Raw genomic sequence first — 16,850 nt, 5'->3', positions numbered from 1 at the left:
CCTGAAAGGGGTAGGCGTCATGGACACGATTTTTGCCCTTGCCACGGCGCAGGGGAAATCGGGCGTCGCAGTGGTACGCGTTTCAGGTCCAAATGCCTGGGATGCCGGCATTGCCTTGACCGGGGGTTTGCCCGAACCGCGCCGTGCCTCAGTCAGACGTCTGGTTGATACGGACGGTGGATACCTGGACGAAGCGCTGGTGCTGTGTTTCTCGAAAAACCACAGCTTTACCGGCGAAAAAACTGTTGAATTTCAGTTGCATGGCAGCATTGCCGTCGTGCGTGCCGTTCTTTCTGCGCTAAGCGTTCAGCCCGGACTCCGGCCGGCTATGCCCGGCGAATTCACCCGGCGCGCGCTGGAAAACGGGCGGCTGGATCTTACACAGGTCGAAGGGCTTGCTGATTTGATAGAAGCGGAAACTGAATCGCAACGTCGGCAAGCGTTGCGGGTCCTTTCCGGTGATCTGGGCAAGCGAGTGAATAGCTGGAGGCGGGATTTGATCAGAGCCGCCGCTTTGCTGGAGGCGGTGATCGACTTCGCTGATGAAGATGTTCCCGTCGATGTGACTCCCGAAGTCACGGACCTTGTAACTGGCGTTCGCGCAGAGCTTGTCCAAGAGTTGCGGGGTTTTTCCGGAGCAGAGCGAATTCGGACTGGGTTTGAGGTAGCAATTGTTGGTGCGCCAAACGTCGGTAAATCCACTCTTCTCAATGCGTTGGCAGGCCGGGAGGCGGCGATCACATCAGATGTCGCTGGAACAACTCGGGACGTCATCGAAGTACGGATGGATATCGGCGGGCTTGCTGTTACGCTTTTGGATACCGCGGGGCTTAGGGATACCGATGATCGCGTTGAAGCGATCGGAGTAGCCCGCGCCAAAGACAGAGCCGCTGCGGCAGATCTTCGCGTATTTCTGATGGAAGATGGATCTGATCTGGATATCATCCCAGAGCCTGACGATCTTGTCCTGCATGCCAAGGCAGATCTTCGCCCAGATGGACGGGGAATTTCCGGTTTCACGGGGCAGGGGCTCGATGCATTGATTGTGGCAATCGAAGACCGGTTGTCGAAAAAAGTGGCTCAAGCTAGTCTTGTTACGCGCGAACGTCACAGGCTGGCGCTTTTAGAGGGAATTTCCTCACTAGATGTTGCGCTGCCAGTGGTTGCGCAGGGCGTTGATAGCTATGATATCGCTGCGGAAGAGATCAGCATTGCGATTCGTCGATTAAGTACACTTGTCGGTCACGTCGACGTTGAGAATCTGCTCGATGAAATCTTTTCGAGCTTTTGCGTTGGGAAGTAGGGAGTGTTTCACGTGAAACATCTGGACTTTGATGTAGTTGTTATCGGAGCCGGCCACGCCGGCTGTGAGGCTGCGCACGCATCTGCACGTTTAGGCGTCCGAACGGCTTTGATTACGCTCAAACGTTCTGGAATCGGTGTTATGTCCTGTAATCCAGCGATCGGTGGATTGGGGAAAGGCCATTTAGTCCGTGAAATCGACGCCATGGACGGGGTTATGGGCCGCGTCGCCGATAAAGCGGGTATCCAATTCAGGCTGCTGAACCGGCGGAAAGGCCCGGCGGTCCAAGGACCACGCGCTCAGGCCGACCGCGAGATCTATCGGTCAGAGATGTTGCGAGAAACAATCTCCGCCGAGAATCTCGAAATACTGGAAGGCGAGGTGGTCGATCTGATCCTTGAAGGCGACCGTGTAACGGGCGTTGTTCTTGCAGAAGGACAGCGCATCTCCTCCAAATCAGTGGTTTTGACGACAGGAACCTTTCTGCGCGGCGTCATACATATCGGCGACGTTTCCAGTCCAGGCGGTAGGATGGGCGACAAACCTTCCGTTCGTCTGGCTGAGCGTATCGACAGCTTTGAACTCCCCCTGGGACGTTTGAAAACTGGGACGCCGCCGCGGTTGGATGGGCGAACGATTGATTGGGACACTCTTCATTCCCAGCCGGGGGACGATGATCCTGTTGTCTTCTCGTTTCTCAATAAACTCCCGTTTGCGCGCCAGATTTCTTGTGGAATCACGCACACTAACGAAGCAACGCACGACATCATTCGCGAAAACCTGTCGCGATCCGCGATGTATGGCGGACAAATTTCTGGTGTCGGGCCGCGTTATTGCCCGTCAATCGAGGATAAGGTCGTTCGGTTCGCCGATAAAACCTCGCATCAGGTCTTTCTGGAGCCTGAGGGCCTCAACGATACAACTGTTTATCCGAATGGGATCTCGACCTCTTTGCCGATTGATATTCAAGAGGCTTACGTAAGATCTATAGAGGGTTTGAGCCAGGTTCAGATCGTTCAGCCCGGCTACGCTATCGAATATGATTATGTTGACCCCCGATCCCTCGATCTACGTCTTGCGGTCAAAGGCATGTCTGGTTTCTTCCTTGCTGGCCAGATCAACGGCACGACTGGTTATGAAGAGGCCGCTGCCCAAGGTCTGGTTGCGGGCCTAAATGCGGCGCGACATGCCGTTGATCAGGAACCTGTCCATTTTAGCCGCTCCGACAGTTATATCGGTGTGATGATCGACGATCTGACATCTCGTGGGGTAACGGAGCCTTACCGTATGTTCACATCCCGGGCTGAATTTAGGCTGTCTTTGCGTGCTGACAACGCAGATCAGCGCCTGACCGGTAAGGGAATCGCCTTGGGCTGCGTCGCCGAAGCACGGCAGCGCATTTTCGAAGACAAGATGGACAGACTTGCTGCTGGGCGATCCATGCTCGACTCCAAGGGTTATTCTTCAAGTGAAATCAAACAGATAGGTTTGATGGCAAGCCAAGATGGAGCACGTCGCACGGGCTATCAGCTTCTGGCATTTCCGGATATGTCTTTCAGCCGTCTCGCTGCTTATGACCACGATCTCGCGGTGATAGATGATGACATTCAGGCGCAGTTAGAGCGTGACGCGCTTTACGCCAATTACATCGATCGCCAGCAAAGGGATGTCGCCGCACTTAAAAAAGATGAGGCTTTGCAGATCCCTGAAGATTTCGATTTCCTGCGGATAGAGGGGCTTTCCAACGAATTGAAAATGAAACTCAATACGGCGCGGCCTGTGAATCTTGCTCAGGCGAGTAGGGTGGATGGTATGACGCCGGCAGCCCTTACGTTGATACTGGCTAAGCTGCGTCAAGCGCAGCGGGTTAAATCCGCGTGACTGGTGTGACTGCAGCGGAAATACTGAAAAATGTTTCACGTGAAACAGGGGAAGCCCTGCAAATTTACGTCGATTTGTTGAAAAAATGGAACCCTAAAATTAACCTCGTCTCCCGGAGCACTCTGCCAGATGTATGGGATCGACATGTGCGGGATTCCATTCAGATATACGATCTTTCCCCCGATAAAACAGGGACTTGGGTCGATCTGGGTAGTGGCGGTGGATTCCCGGGAATCATCGTCGCCATCTTGGCACGTGAAAGAAATCCCGGCCGTAAAGTAACGCTTGTGGAAAGCGATCAACGCAAATCCACGTTCCTGCGCCAGGTCCTAAGGGAAACTGGTGTTGTCGCTGATGTGATTTCTGAAAGAATTGAAATAATTCCGCCGCAAAACGCGAAAACAATCAGCGCCAGGGCACTTTCTGATCTCACGACGCTTTGCAGCTATGCCGATCGCCACCTGTCAGACGACGGAGTTGCGCTTTTCCAGAAGGGTGCCAACTGGAAAAAAGAGGTCGAAGACGCTCGCGCCACATGGTCATTTTCTCTTATCGAGCATACAAGTCAAACTGACCCAAACGCCGTTATCCTTCAAATCGGAGATATCGCTCATGTCTGATGCGGCCCGCGCCAAAGGCCCGAAAATCATTGCGATTGCGAATCAGAAGGGCGGAGTCGGTAAAACGACGACAACCATCAATTTCGGCGCCGCCTTGGTTGAAGAAGGTTTCAAGATTCTCGTCGTCGATCTGGACCCGCAGGGAAATGCCTCCACAGGCCTTGGTATTGTCCCTGACGACCGCGATTACACCACCTATGAACTCCTGCTCGAAGACATCGATCTGGCTGACGTGATCCAGAAGACGGACACCCAGGACCTGTACCTGATCCCGGCAACCATTGATCTAAGTTCTGCGGATATGGAGTTAATATCCAATGAAAACCGTAGCTTCCTGTTGCATAATGCCCTTAGACAAAAGGGCATTGATGAATTTGGCTTTGATTACATCCTCATCGACTGCCCTCCGTCGCTCAGCCTTTTGACGGTCAACGCAATGGTGGCCGCGCATTCGGTTCTGGTGCCGCTCCAAAGCGAATTCTTCGCGCTGGAAGGGTTGTCCCAACTGATGCTGACCATTCGCGAAGTCCGCCAATCTGCCAATCCTGACCTGCGGATCGAAGGTGTGGTCCTTACCATGTACGACGCTCGCAATAATCTGTCCCAGCAGGTCGAGGCGGACGCGCGCGCAAACCTCGGCGATCTGGTTTTCAACGCCGTCATTCCCCGCAACGTTCGTGTCAGTGAGGCGCCGTCCTACGCGCTTCCGGTGCTGGCATACGACAGCAATTCAAAGGGCGCATCGGCTTATCGCGAACTCGCCCGTGAGTTCCTTCGGAAAAACGCAAAAATCGCAGCTTAAGATCAGAGGCCCAAAATGTCGGAAAAAAGAGAACCTCGTCGCGGTCTGGGCCGTGGTCTGTCCGCGCTGATGGCGGACGTTGAACCTCGGGTGATCGCGGCTGAGGCCGGCGCTGAGTCATCCCGGCGGCCGGATCGTCTGGTTCCGGTGGAACGCATCACGCCGAACCCGGACCAGCCACGGCGCACTTTCACCGATTCTCAACTGACTGAACTGGCTGATTCGATCCGGACCAAGGGCGTCATCCAGCCCCTTATCGTTCGCCCGCACCCCAGCGGGGAAGAGGGCACATATGAAATCGTCGCCGGCGAACGCCGCTGGCGCGCGGCTCAGATGGCGCAATTGCACGAAGTGCCGGTGCTCGTTCGGGATATGACGGACACCGAAGTCCTCGAAATCGCGATCATCGAAAACATCCAGCGTGCGGACCTCAACGCCATCGAAGAGGCCGCAGGCTATCGCCAACTGATGACCCGGTTCGGTCACACCCAGGAAAAGCTGGCCGAGGCCCTGGGAAAGAGCCGTAGCCACATCGCTAACCTATTGAGATTACTTAACCTTCCAGACGATGTTCAGACGCTTGTCGTCTCTGGTTCGCTCAGTGCTGGTCATGCCCGCGCGCTGATCACCTCTCCCAATCCGTCCGAACTCGCGGCGAGCATTGTCAAACGCGGCCTCTCGGTCCGTGAAACCGAAAAGCTGGCCCGCTCAGCGTCAGAAGCGGCCGACCCTGATCGCCCCCGTCGCAAGCGGCCTGAGGGTGGATTCAATTTTGACAAGGATGCAGACACCAAAGCGTTGGAAGGCGATCTTTCTGCCACCCTTGGCATGCGAGTTTCCGTTGATCACAAACCCGGTCAAGAGGCCGGCCATGTCGTCATCAGCTACGACACGCTGGAACAGCTTGATGCGCTCTGCATGCTCCTGAGTTCAGGGCGTTAGGGCAGCAATTCGGCAATCACCGAATTGAGCAAAAGGCGTCCCCTCCGGGTCACGCCGGCCCGACCGGAATCGCGCCAAAGCAGGCCCATTTCCTCTAGTGACTGACAGGCCGCATCGGGCAGCGCCTGTGCGGACATTTGTCGAATACGCTCAACATCTAGTCCCTCGTTAACGCGCAACCCCATCATGGTGTATTCACCACTTTGATCTGCACCCGAGAGGCCTTCAAACAGGCTGTCGCCTGAACCCTGTTCGACGGCCTCGATCCACTTGCCGGGTGCGGTCCAGGCTTCGGTGGCGTATTTGATACCGTCCACGGTCAATCTCCCGTGCGCGCCGGGACCGACGCCGGCGTAATCGCCATAGTGCCAGTAGACCAGATTGTGCCGTGATTCCGATCCGGGCGCTGCGTGGTTCGACACCTCATAGGCCGGCATTCCGGCGGCATCGCACAGCTCCTGCGTCAGATCGTACATATCGGCGGCAAGCCCGTCCTCGGGCAGCCCTTTCAAACGGCCACGCTGCGCGCGATCCCCAAATGCCGTACCCGGTTCGATCGTCAGCTGGTACAGCGACAGGTGATCCACCGCCATGCTCAACGCCTCGCGCAATTCAACCCGCCAGTCCTCCAGCGTTTGATCTTGGCGGGCATAGATCAGATCGAAACTGACCCGATCAAACACCGATCGCGCCACATCAAACGCCTTTTGCGCCTCTCCGACGTCATGAAGCCGTCCAAGGCGCCGCAGATCGTCGTTGCGCAACGACTGAATGCCCATCGACACCCGGTTCACGCCGGCATCTGCATAACCCCGAAACCGGCCGGCCTCGACTGACCGGGGATTGGCTTCCAGCGTGATCTCGACATCATTCGCCAGTGTCCAGGACCGGCGCACGGCATCCAGCACTGCGGCAACCGTTTCGGGCGCCATCAGGCTGGGCGTTCCGCCGCCAAAGAACACTGAATTCAACACGCGGCCGGGCGTCAGACGGGCGACCCGCTCGACCTCAGACACAAGCGCCCGTGCCCAACGGGTCTGATCCACATGCGCGACAACATGGGAATTAAAGTCGCAATAGGGGCATTTGGCTTCGCAAAATGGCCAATGCACATAAAGGCCGAAACCCCCGTGCCGCCAGTCTTCGGTCAGGTTTTCAGCCAAAACACCCAGCCACAAATCTGGCAAAGGCATCCGCCCGGTGCGAGATCCTGTTCTTCTCGAACCGGTCCATCTCGCCAAAGGTCACGTCTTGGCCCTCGGGCTGAAAGATCGGATCATATCCATGACCTTCCGCCCCGCGCGTTGGCCAGACGACCTGACCCTCCATCACGCCGGGAAACACCTCGTCGTGTCCATCGGGCCAGGCCAGAACCAGCGTGCAGCAGAACCGCGCGGTGTGCGGGGCAGGGGCGCCTTTTGCCTCTAGCAGATCGTGGGTCTTTTGCATCGCCATGACAAAATCACGGCCATTGCCGGTTTCTGCCCAATCCGCCGTATAGACGCCCGGCGCCTTGTCCAGCGCGTCGATTTCGATGCCTGAATCGTCCGACAAAGCGGGCAGACCCGTCGCCTGCGCCGCCGCATGCGCCTTGATCCGGGCATTTTCGACAAAGGTTGTCCCGGTTTCCTCGGGCTCCGGCAGACCCATTTCTGCCGCGCCCACCACCTCCACCCCAAAAGGTTTCAGCAGGTCAGCGATTTCTTCCAGCTTGCCGGCGTTGTGCGTTGCCACCAAAAGCCGCTTGCCCTCGAACTTGCGGGTCATGCCACCGCCTTCAACTGCGCTTCGATCAGTTCAGCGACACCCTTATCGGCAAGCCCCAGAAGCTGGGTCATCTGGTCACGGCTGAAGGTGGATCCTTCGGCAGACATCTGCAATTCGATCATCTGTCCATCCCCACGCAGGATGAAGTTGCCATCCACACCGGCCTCGCTGTCTTCGGGATAATCCAGATCCAGCACAGGCTGGCCGGCGTAGATCCCGCAACTCACTGCAGCCACTGGGGAAATCAGCGGATCGCTGACGATTTCACGCGCCTTGATCAGCTTTTTCACGGCCAGTTTCAGCGCGACCCAACCACCGGTGATCGACGCGCAGCGCGTGCCGCCGTCGGCCTGAATCACATCGCAGTCGATGGTGATCTGACGTTCGCCCATCGCCACGCGATCAACGCCGGCCCGCAGGGACCGACCGATCAAACGCTGGATTTCGACCGTCCGACCACCCTGTTTGCCGGTCGCCGCTTCGCGCCGCATCCGGCTGGTGGTGGACCGTGGCAGCATCCCGTATTCCGCTGTCACCCATCCCAGACCAGAGCCCTTGATAAACGGCGGAACCCGGTCTTCGATGGTGGCAGTGCACAGGACATGGGTGTCGCCCATCCGGATCATGCAGGACCCTTCGGCATGTTTCGTGACACCGGTCTCGATGGACACTTCGCGCATTTGGTCTAGGTTTCGTCCTGACGGTCGCATGGCTTTTCCCTTATATCTATCCCCGCGGGGATATAGGGGCAGACGCCCCTTCCGCAATAGAAACCGCAATTGACGTACCTCCGGCGGGGCCTTTAATAGTTCGGCACAATGGGCAAACTTTGATGAATGACGGCAGGAATGTTTTCGACCAGATGAATGATCGCTCGCGCGAGGTGTTTCGCCGCGTGGTCGAAGGCTATCTGGACAGCGGTGAACCGGTCGGATCGCGCGCATTGACCCGCACGCTCAGCGAAAAGGTGTCGGCCGCGACGATCCGCAACGTGATGCAGGATCTCGAATATCTTGGCCTGTTGAATAGCCCGCATGTCAGCGCCGGCCGCGTTCCCACCCAGATGGGCCTGCGCATGTTTGTCGACGGCCTGCTCGAAGTGCGTGATCTTGATAATTCCGACCGTGAAAAGCTTGACGCCACACTCACCAACAACACGGACAATGTCGGCGGCCTGCTGGACAGGATCGGTTCCGCGCTCTCGGGTGTGACCCAGGGCGCCTCTCTTGTCCTTACCCCCAAGCACGAGGCGCCGATCCGCCACATCGAATTCGTCAGCCTTGGCCACGACCGCTCGCTGGTTGTGCTGGTCTTTGCGGATGGCCACGTCGAAAATCGGCTGTTCACGCCGCCCCCGGGCCAGACGCCCAGTTCCATGCGCGAGGCGGCGAATTTCCTGAACTCCCTGATCGAAGGCAAGACCCTGTCAGAACTGCGCCACGTCATGGCGACCGAAATCAAGGCACGTCGTCAGGAAATCGACAGTCTGGCCCATGATCTTGTTGAATCCGGCCTGGCTGTCTGGGCTGCCGAAGGCGACCGGTCCGAACGGCTCATCGTCCGGGGGCAGTCGAATCTGCTTGGCAGCGACAATCAGACCGAGGAACTCGACAAGATCCGCAGCCTGTTTGACGACCTTGAACGCAAACGCGACATCGCCGAATTCCTTGAACTGACCGAAGACGGCGAAGGTGTGCGCATTTTTATCGGCTCAGAGAACAAACTTTTCTCACTTTCGGGTTCCTCTCTGGTGGTCTCTCCATATATGAACGCTGATCGTAAGATAATCGGCGCGGTTGGTGTCATCGGACCTACGCGCCTCAACTATGGACGTATCGTGCCGATCGTGGACTACACGGCCCAGTTGGTCGGCAAGCTGATCTCCGACCGGAGGTAGAGGATAAGAATGGCAGACCCGAGAAACGACAATTTCCTTGACGATGTGGATGACGCCACAGACGAGGAATATGCCCAAGACATGGAAGAGATGGACAACGAGGCGGTTGAAATGGATTCCCTGCGCGCAGAACGCGACGAGCTGAAGGACCGTTTCATGCGTGCCCTCGCCGATGCAGAAAATTCGCGCAAGCGGGCCGAAAAGGACCGTCGCGAGGCCGAAAACTACGGCGGATCCAAGCTCGCCCGCGATTTGCTGCCGGTCTATGACAACCTTCAGCGCGCTCTGGCCACGGCCACAGATGAGCAGAAGCAGGTCTCAGCCGCGCTTATCGAAGGTGTGGAACTGACTCTGCGCGAACTGACGTCGGTGTTCAAGAAACACGGCATTCAGCCGATCACACCGAAAGCCGGCGATAAATTCGACCCCCAGCAGCATCAGGCGATGTTCGAAGCGCCGGTGCCCGGCACCAAGGCCGGCGAGATCATTCAGGTCTCGGCCGAAGGCTTCATGCTGCACGACCGCCTTCTGCGCCCCGCGCAGGTCGGTGTCAGCTCGATGCCCGCCAGCTAAGGCTTCACGTGAAACACACGGAGTAGGGCGGGGATCACCCCGCCTTATTTTTTTGAATGCCGTCAAAAACGCAGACCCAGCCCGGAATCAAGCGCGCAGCGCGCCGGGCAAGCGCCTGCCCGCCCCGACGGGTCGGCGCTTTGGTGACGTCAGGATATAGCTCGTTTTGCAGAATGACCTTGCAGCCATAAATCGCGCAGCAGGACCTTTGCAAACGCCGACCCACGGGCAGGCCCTCACCCGGCTCACGTCGCGCGTTTTGTCAGGTTTCGCAGGCAGATCAATTCACCCTGGCAGTTAACCCTTGGGCTTCACCAACCCCTTCAACTCATAGAGCGCCTGCAACGCCTCCCGTGGCGTCATCTCGTCCGGTGACAGACCCTTCAACCTGTCCTCCACCTCCGAAGGCACAGCCTTCGCCACAGGCTCCGGTGCCCGCGCCACCGCCGAAAACAGCGGCAGATCGTCGATCAGCGCCTTGGGCGACACCTTTTCCCGCTCACCTTTTTCCAGCTGTTCCAGCACATGCCGCGCCCGCGTGATCACGGAGGTCGGCAAACCAGCCAGTTGCGCCACCTGCACGCCGTAACTGCGATCCGCCGCCCCGGGGCGCACCTCGTGCAGGAAAATCACCTCTCCGTTCCACTCTTTGACCGCCACCGTCGCATTGCTGACCCCCGGCAGTTTGCCGGCCAGAACAGTCAATTCGTGGTAATGCGTCGCAAACAGCCCCCGCACGCGGTTGACCTCGTGCAGATGTTCCAGCGTGGCCCAGGCGATGCTCAGCCCGTCATAGGTCGCCGTGCCGCGCCCGATTTCGTCCAGAATGACCAGCGCGCGGTCGTCTGCCTGATTGAGGATCGCTGCCGTTTCGACCATCTCGACCATGAAGGTCGACCGCCCCCGCGCCAGATCGTCCGAGGCACCAACACGGCTGAAAATCTGGCTGACCAAACCAATATGCGCCGAAGTCGCCGGCACATAGCCGCCCATCTGCGCCAGCAGCGCGATCAGCGCGTTCTGCCGCAGATATGTCGACTTACCCGCCATGTTCGGACCGGTCAGCAGTTGCACCGCCGCGCCGCCGTCTTCGGGCATCAAAACGCAGTCGTTGGCGATAAAGGGCGCCCCGCCCTGCGCCTTCAACGCGCGCTCCACCACCGGATGCCGCCCGCCGGTGATCTCGAAGGCGCGGCTTTCGTCGACAACGGGCCGGCACCAGTCCTGCGACGCTGCCAGATCCGCCAGACCACAGGCCAGATCGAACTCTGCCAGCGCCAGCGCAGTCAGGGACACTTCGGCGGCCTGCTCCAGAACCGCGCCTTTCAGGCTCTCAAACAGCCGCTTTTCGATCGCGATCGCCTCGCCGCCGGCATTCAGGATCTTTGTTTCGATCTCGGACAGCTCGACCGTGGTGAACCGCACCTGATTGGCCGTGGTCTGGCGGTGAATGAACGTCTCGGACAGGGGCGGCGACAGCATCTTTTCCGCATGAGTCGCCGTCGTTTCGATGAAATACCCCAGCACATTGTTATGCTTGATCTTCAGCGCGGAAACACCGGCCTGCGCGGCATAGTCCGCCTGCATCCGCGCAATCACGCTGCGGCCTTCGTCCCGCAGGGTCCGCGCTTCGTCCAACGCCTCATCATACCCGGTTGCGATGAACCCCCCATCCCGCGCCAGCAGGGGCGGTTCCGCAATCAGCGTCGCATCCAGCAGGGCAATCAGATCATCATGCCCGCCCAGATCGCGGGACGCATCGGACAGAAACACCGGCAGTTCCAGATCCGCCAGACGCCCGGCAATCCGCTCGGCCTGCTCCAGCGCATTGCGCACCGATGCCAGATCCCGTGGCCCGCCCCGATCCAGACCCAGCCGCGACAGCGCCCTATCCAGATCCGGCACCCGTTTCAGCGCATCGCGCAGGAACTGCGCCACTTCCACATGATCCAGACACCAGGCAACCGCCTCTTGCCGGGCCTGCACTACGGCCAACTCGCGCGACGGCGATGACAACCGCCGTTCCAGCAGACGCGCGCCACCGGCCGTCACGGTCCGGTCGATCACCGACAGCAACGACCCAGACCGCCCGCCATTCAGGGAATGCGTCAGTTCCAGATTGCGCCGCGTCGCCGCGTCGATCTGCATCAGCCGCGTGACCTGATCCTGCCGGGGTGGCTGCAACAGCGGCAGCTTGCCCTTTTGCGTGATGTCCAGATAGTCGACCAACGCCCCCATGGCTGATACCTCGACCCGCCCGAACCGCCCAAAGGCGTCCAGCGACGCAACCCCGAACAACCCGCACAGCCGCGTTTCCGACCCGGTTGAATCGAACGACGCCCGCCCCAGAATGGTCGGCAGAATCCCCAGATCCCCCAGCACTTCGCGCAACGTTTCCTCGACCGTATCCGACACCAGAACTTCGGATGGGGCCAGCCGCGCCAGTTCCGCCCCGATCCGCGCCTGCGACAGGGGCATCACGTGAAACACACCGGTGGAAATATCGCACCAGGACAGCGCCCAATCGTCCCGAACATTGCTCAGCGCGGCCAGATAGTTGTGCCGCCGCGCCTCCAGCAGGGATTCCTCGGTCAGCGTGCCCGGCGTCACCAGCCGCACCACATCACGATGCACCACCGACTTTGCGCCGCGTTTCTTGGCCTCTGCCGGGCTTTCCATCTGTTCGCAGACCGCGACGCGAAATCCCTTGCGGATCAGCGTCAGCAGATACCCCTCGGCGGCATGCACCGGCACGCCGCACATCGGGATGTCATCGCCGTCGTGCTTGCCCCGCTTGGTCAGCGCAATATCCAGCGCCGCCGAGGCCGCCGCCGCGTCGTCAAAAAACATCTCGTAGAAATCGCCCATCCGGTAGAACAACAGCGCATCTTTGTACTGCGCCTTGATCTCCTGATACTGCGCCATCATCGGCGTGACTGCGTTCATGGGGCCCCCGTTCATCCAGCCGCACACTACAAATCCCTGCCGACACGCGAAAGGCGAAAACCTGTCCCAGCCTGAAAGGCGAAAACCTGTCCCAGCCTGAAAGACAAAAACCAACGTTGAGCCGCCAGCCCCCCTACGATAGAACCACCGGACCGTTACGGGAGGAGCGCCCAACATGTCGAACCAGAAATACACCCGCGAAGAGGCTCTGGCCTTTCACCTCGATCCCACCCCCGGCAAGTGGGAGGTGACGGCAACCGTTCCGATGACCACACAGCGCGACCTGTCGCTGGCCTACTCCCCCGGTGTTGCGGTGCCCTGTCTTGAAATCGCGGCGAACCCCGAACTGGCCTATGATTATACCAACAAGGGCAACCTTGTGGCGGTCATATCCAACGGCACAGCCGTGCTGGGTCTGGGCAATCTGGGCGCGCTCGGGTCCAAGCCGGTGATGGAGGGCAAGTCCGTCCTTTTCAAGCGCTTCGCTGACGTGAACTCGATCGACATCGAACTCGATACCGAAGACCCCGATGAATTCATCAAGGCCGTGCGCCTCATGGGTCCGACATTCGGCGGCATCAACCTTGAAGACATCAAGGCGCCCGAATGTTTCATCATCGAACAGACGCTCAAGGAACAGATGGACATCCCGGTGTTCCACGACGACCAGCACGGCACCGCCGTGATCTGTGCCGCCGGCCTCATCAACGCGCTGCATATTTCCGGCAAAAAGATCGAAGAGGTCAAGATCGTCCTGAACGGGGCAGGGGCCGCCGGCATTGCCTGCCTTGAACTGCTGAAATCCATGGGCGCCAAACATGACAACTGCATCATGTGCGACACCAAAGGCGTGATCTATCAGGGCCGCACCGAAGGCATGAACCAGTGGAAATCGGCCCACGCCGCCATGACCGACGCCCGCACCCTGGAAGAGGCGATGAAGGATTGCGACGTCTTCCTTGGCGTGTCGGCAAAAGGCGCCGTGACGCAGGAAATGGTCATCTCCATGGCCCCCAACCCGGTCATCTTCGCCATGGCCAACCCCGACCCCGAGATTACCCCCGAAGAGGCGCACGCCGTGCGCGAAGACGCCATCGTCGCCACCGGGCGCTCGGATTATCCCAATCAGGTCAACAACGTCCTTGGCTTTCCCTACCTGTTCCGCGGCGCGCTCGACATCCACGCCCGCGCCATCAATGACGAGATGAAGATCGCCTGCGCCGAGGCGCTTGCCGCCCTCGCACGCGAAGATGTGCCGGACGAGGTCGCGCTGGCCTATGGCAAGAACCTCAGCTTCGGGCGCGATTACATCATCCCGACGCCCTTTGATCCGCGCCTGATCCACCGCATCCCGACCGCCGTGGCCCGGGCCGGCATGGATACCGGCGTCGCCCGCCGCCCGATCATCGACATGGAGGCGTACGAGCTTTCGCTGAAATCCCGCATGGACCCGACGGCCAGCATCCTGCGCGGCATCAACACCCGCGCCCGTGCCGCTCAGGCCCGCATGATCTTTGCCGAAGGCGATGATCCCCGCGTGTTGCGCGCCGCCGTGATGTACCAGCGCGCCGGGCTGGGGCAGGCCGTGGTCGTAGGCCGCGCGCCGGATGTGAAGGCCAAGCTTGAGGCCGCCGGCATGGGCGACGCCGTCGAAGAGATCGAGGTGGTGAACGCTGGCAACACGCCGCATTTCGAAACCTACAAGGCGTTTCTTTACAACCGCTTGCAGCGCAAGGGCTTTGATCGCACCGATATCCACCGCCTTGCGGCGCGCGACCGCCATGTCTTTGCCGCGCTGATGCTGGCCCACGGGCACGGCGACGGGCTGATCACCGGGGCGACGCGCAAATCGGCGCATGTGATGGAGCTGATCAACCACGTCTTTGACGCCGACGCCGAACATGGCGCCGCCGGCGTGACGGCCCTGCTGCACAAGGGGCGGATCGTGCTGATTTCCGACACGCTGGTGCATGAATGGCCGGACGAGGATGATCTGGCCGACATCGCCGAACGTGCCGCTGACGTGGCGCGGCATCTGGGGCTGGAACCGCGCGTGGCCTTTGTGTCCTTTTCGACCTTCGGCTATCCGGTGTCGGAACGTGCGGAAAAGATGCATCTGGCGCCCGATGTACTGGACGCGCGCGGCGTGGATTTCGAATACGAAGGCGAAATGACCGTCGATGTGGCCCTGAACGCCAAGGCACAGGATGCCTATCCGTTTCAGCGGCTCAGCGGGCCGGCGAATATCCTTGTCGTGCCGGCGCGGCACTCCGCCTCGATCTCGGTCAAGCTGATGCAGGAAATGGCGGGTGCCACGGTCATCGGCCCGATCCTGGCCGGGGTGGATCAGTCGATCCAGATCTGTTCGACCAACTCCACGGCCAATGATATCCTGAACATGGCGGTTCTGGCGGCCTGCAAGGTCGGCTGACCGCGCATCATGATGGGGCAGGAGCGGGGACCAATCCCGCACCCCCCGGCGTATTTGAAAAGAAAAGAAGGGGCGGCGCTGTGGCCATCTACAATCTTGGGTCCATCAATGCGGACCTTGTCTATCGCGTGCCACATCTGCCAACGGCGGGTGAAACGCTGGCGTCGACGTCTTTGTCACGCGGGTTGGGTGGCAAGGGGGCGAACATGTCGGTGGCAGCGTCCCGGGCAGCGGCGCGGGTCGTGCATATCGGCGCCGTGGGCGAGGATGGCGCCTGGGCAGTCGGGCGGATGCTGGAATATGGCGTCGACACACGCTCAATTGCCGTGGTGGATCAGCAGACCGGCCATGCCATCATCGCCGTCGACGACGCGGGCGAAAACCTGATCCTGCTTTTTCCCGGGGCCAACCACGCGATATCTGAAACGCAGATCGCGCAGGCGCTGAAGGACGCGGGGCCGGACGATATCTTTCTGTTCCAGAACGAAACCAACGCCGGCGCATATGCCGCCGGGATCGCGTCTCGGCAGGGGCTTCGCGTTGCCTATGCGGCGGCGCCCTTTGATGCCGCGGCAGTGGCTGCCGTGCTGCCATTGCTCGACATTCTGGTCCTGAACGCGGTCGAGGCCGCGCAGCTGGAAGAGGCCACCGGCCAGACGATGGCCAATCTGCCGGTGCGCGATGTGGTGGTGACTCTGGGGGCCGATGGCTGCCGCTGGTACAATACCGATGCCGGCGAGGCCCAGCATTTCCCCGCCATTCCCGTAACCCCCGTAGATACCACCGGGGCCGGCGACACCTTTACCGGCTATCTGATGGCGGGGCTGGATCGCGGAATGCCCATGGCGCAGGCGATCACCCTTGCACAGCGGGCGGCGGCGATCATGGTCACCCGAATCGGCACGGCGGACGTCATTCCCGACCTCAAGGATCTGGAAGACGCCCGTTTTTCCTAACCGCTGACAAAGGCGGCATCCGCGCCCCACAGCGCCTTAACCCGTGCATCGCGCCCGCATCCCTTGCGGTAGCGGTGATAGGCGTCTGCCTGCCGGATCACGCCGAACCGGGTCACCACGCGGTTGCTGCCCTTGTAGTAATCCTGATGGTAATCCTCGGCGTCATAGAACGGTGCCGCGGCAAGGATCGGCGTCACGATCTTTTGCCCCAGCGCACGGGCCGCATCTGCCCTTGCCTGCTCGGCGGCTGCCTTTTGCGCCGCATCAGCGACGAATATCGCCGTGCGGTAACTATCCCCCCGGTCGCAGAACTGACCACCCGCATCCGTGGGATCGACCGACCGGAAATACAGCGCATATAGCTGCGCCAGGCTTACCTTTGCCGGGTCATAGATGATTTTCGCCGCCTCATAATGGCCGGTCCCGTGCTTCGTCACCTGTTTGTAGGTCGGGTTTTTCAGCGTGCCACCGGTATAGCCCGACACCACGTCCGACACGCCTTTGACCTTTTCGAAATCGGCCTCCACGCACCAGAAACAACCGCCGGCGACCACAATTTCGTCGGCGTGGGCCTTTGCGGACTGCAATGACAGGCCAATGGCAATCGACAGCGCCAGAAGCATCGGCTTCCACAGTGATGAATGAAACATGACATCCTCCTTGATCAGCGCCATGCCACCACACCGGGGGCGGTGCGGGCAAGCTCTGACACCGCTTGTCACGCAGAGGTGA

14 protein-coding genes are annotated in these 16,850 nt (G+C 59.8%); 9 read left to right on the top strand and 5 right to left on the bottom strand.

The window, feature by feature from the left end:
* Positions 1-19 precede the first annotated feature (19 nt).
* Genes mnmE through CHB75_RS04715 form a run of 5 tightly spaced genes read left to right on the top strand, consistent with a single transcriptional unit; the run spans position 20 to position 5,548 of the window.
* Positions 20-1,303, top strand: a complete 1,284-nt coding sequence (gene mnmE, locus CHB75_RS04735; protein ID WP_089269385.1) for a tRNA uridine-5-carboxymethylaminomethyl(34) synthesis GTPase MnmE — start codon at positions 20-22, stop codon at positions 1,301-1,303.
* A 12-nt stretch (positions 1,304-1,315) separates the two neighbouring features.
* Positions 1,316-3,184 (top strand): tRNA uridine-5-carboxymethylaminomethyl(34) synthesis enzyme MnmG, encoded by a 1,869-nt coding sequence (gene mnmG, locus CHB75_RS04730; RefSeq protein WP_089269384.1) that lies wholly within the window; start codon positions 1,316-1,318, stop codon positions 3,182-3,184.
* A complete protein-coding gene (gene rsmG, locus CHB75_RS04725) occupies positions 3,181-3,804 on the top strand; it encodes a 16S rRNA (guanine(527)-N(7))-methyltransferase RsmG (protein WP_245840716.1) in 624 nt (207 codons plus the stop codon). Before mnmG ends, rsmG begins: the two co-directional genes overlap by 4 nt.
* Positions 3,797-4,606, top strand: a complete 810-nt coding sequence (locus CHB75_RS04720; RefSeq protein WP_089269383.1) for a ParA family protein — start codon at positions 3,797-3,799, stop codon at positions 4,604-4,606. Before rsmG ends, CHB75_RS04720 begins: the two co-directional genes overlap by 8 nt.
* A gap of 15 nt (positions 4,607-4,621) precedes the next feature.
* A complete protein-coding gene (locus CHB75_RS04715) occupies positions 4,622-5,548 on the top strand; it encodes a ParB/RepB/Spo0J family partition protein (RefSeq protein WP_089269382.1) in 927 nt (308 codons plus the stop codon).
* On the opposite strand, the gene hemW is transcribed toward CHB75_RS04715, so the two are convergent.
* Genes hemW through rph form a run of 3 tightly spaced genes read right to left on the bottom strand, consistent with a single transcriptional unit; the run spans position 5,545 to position 8,025 of the window.
* Entirely contained in the window at positions 5,545-6,735 is a 1,191-nt protein-coding gene (gene hemW / locus CHB75_RS04710) for a radical SAM family heme chaperone HemW (protein ID WP_425439486.1), read from the bottom strand. The genes CHB75_RS04715 and hemW overlap by 4 nt on opposite strands.
* Positions 6,704-7,315: an RdgB/HAM1 family non-canonical purine NTP pyrophosphatase gene (gene rdgB / locus CHB75_RS04705; protein WP_089269380.1), complete on the bottom strand. Its 612-nt coding sequence runs from the start codon at positions 7,313-7,315 to the stop codon at positions 6,704-6,706. Before rdgB ends, hemW begins: the two co-directional genes overlap by 32 nt.
* On the bottom strand, positions 7,312-8,025 hold the full coding sequence (rph, locus tag CHB75_RS04700) for a ribonuclease PH (protein WP_089269379.1): 714 nt from the start codon (positions 8,023-8,025) through the stop codon (positions 7,312-7,314). Before rph ends, rdgB begins: the two co-directional genes overlap by 4 nt.
* Before the next feature lie 122 nt (positions 8,026-8,147).
* On the opposite strand from rph, the gene hrcA reads away from it, so the two are divergent.
* Both hrcA and CHB75_RS04690 read left to right on the top strand, forming a co-directional pair.
* Positions 8,148-9,212: a heat-inducible transcriptional repressor HrcA gene (gene hrcA, locus CHB75_RS04695; RefSeq protein WP_089269378.1), complete on the top strand. Its 1,065-nt coding sequence runs from the start codon at positions 8,148-8,150 to the stop codon at positions 9,210-9,212.
* Positions 9,213-9,221: 9 nt separating this feature from the next.
* Entirely contained in the window at positions 9,222-9,785 is a 564-nt protein-coding gene (locus CHB75_RS04690) for a nucleotide exchange factor GrpE (RefSeq protein WP_089269377.1), read from the top strand.
* Positions 9,786-10,082: 297 nt separating this feature from the next.
* Here the strand turns inward: CHB75_RS04690 and mutS are convergent, their stop codons facing one another.
* Positions 10,083-12,731, bottom strand: coding sequence for a DNA mismatch repair protein MutS (mutS, locus tag CHB75_RS04680; protein WP_089269375.1), 2,649 nt, complete (start codon positions 12,729-12,731; stop codon positions 10,083-10,085).
* Between the two features lie 175 nt (positions 12,732-12,906).
* On the opposite strand from mutS, the gene CHB75_RS04675 reads away from it, so the two are divergent.
* Positions 12,907-15,162, top strand: coding sequence for an NADP-dependent malic enzyme (locus tag CHB75_RS04675; RefSeq protein WP_089269374.1), 2,256 nt, complete (start codon positions 12,907-12,909; stop codon positions 15,160-15,162).
* 80 nt (positions 15,163-15,242) lie between these two features.
* A complete protein-coding gene (locus CHB75_RS04670) occupies positions 15,243-16,118 on the top strand; it encodes a ribokinase (RefSeq protein WP_089269373.1) in 876 nt (291 codons plus the stop codon).
* Here CHB75_RS04670 and msrA read toward each other — a convergent pair.
* The gene (gene msrA, locus CHB75_RS04665; RefSeq protein ID WP_089269568.1) at positions 16,115-16,768 is read right to left on the bottom strand and encodes a peptide-methionine (S)-S-oxide reductase MsrA; all 654 of its coding nucleotides are present in this window, start codon (positions 16,766-16,768) and stop codon (positions 16,115-16,117) included. The two genes, CHB75_RS04670 and msrA, sit on opposite strands and share 4 nt — an antisense overlap.
* Positions 16,769-16,850 lie beyond the last annotated feature (82 nt).

Origin of the sequence: Puniceibacterium sediminis (assembly GCF_900188035.1) — a bacterium.
GTDB lineage: Bacteria > Pseudomonadota > Alphaproteobacteria > Rhodobacterales > Rhodobacteraceae > Puniceibacterium > Puniceibacterium sediminis.
The sequence above is the reverse complement of the archived record's forward strand: the minus strand, read 5'-3'. Positions and strand labels throughout refer to the sequence as shown.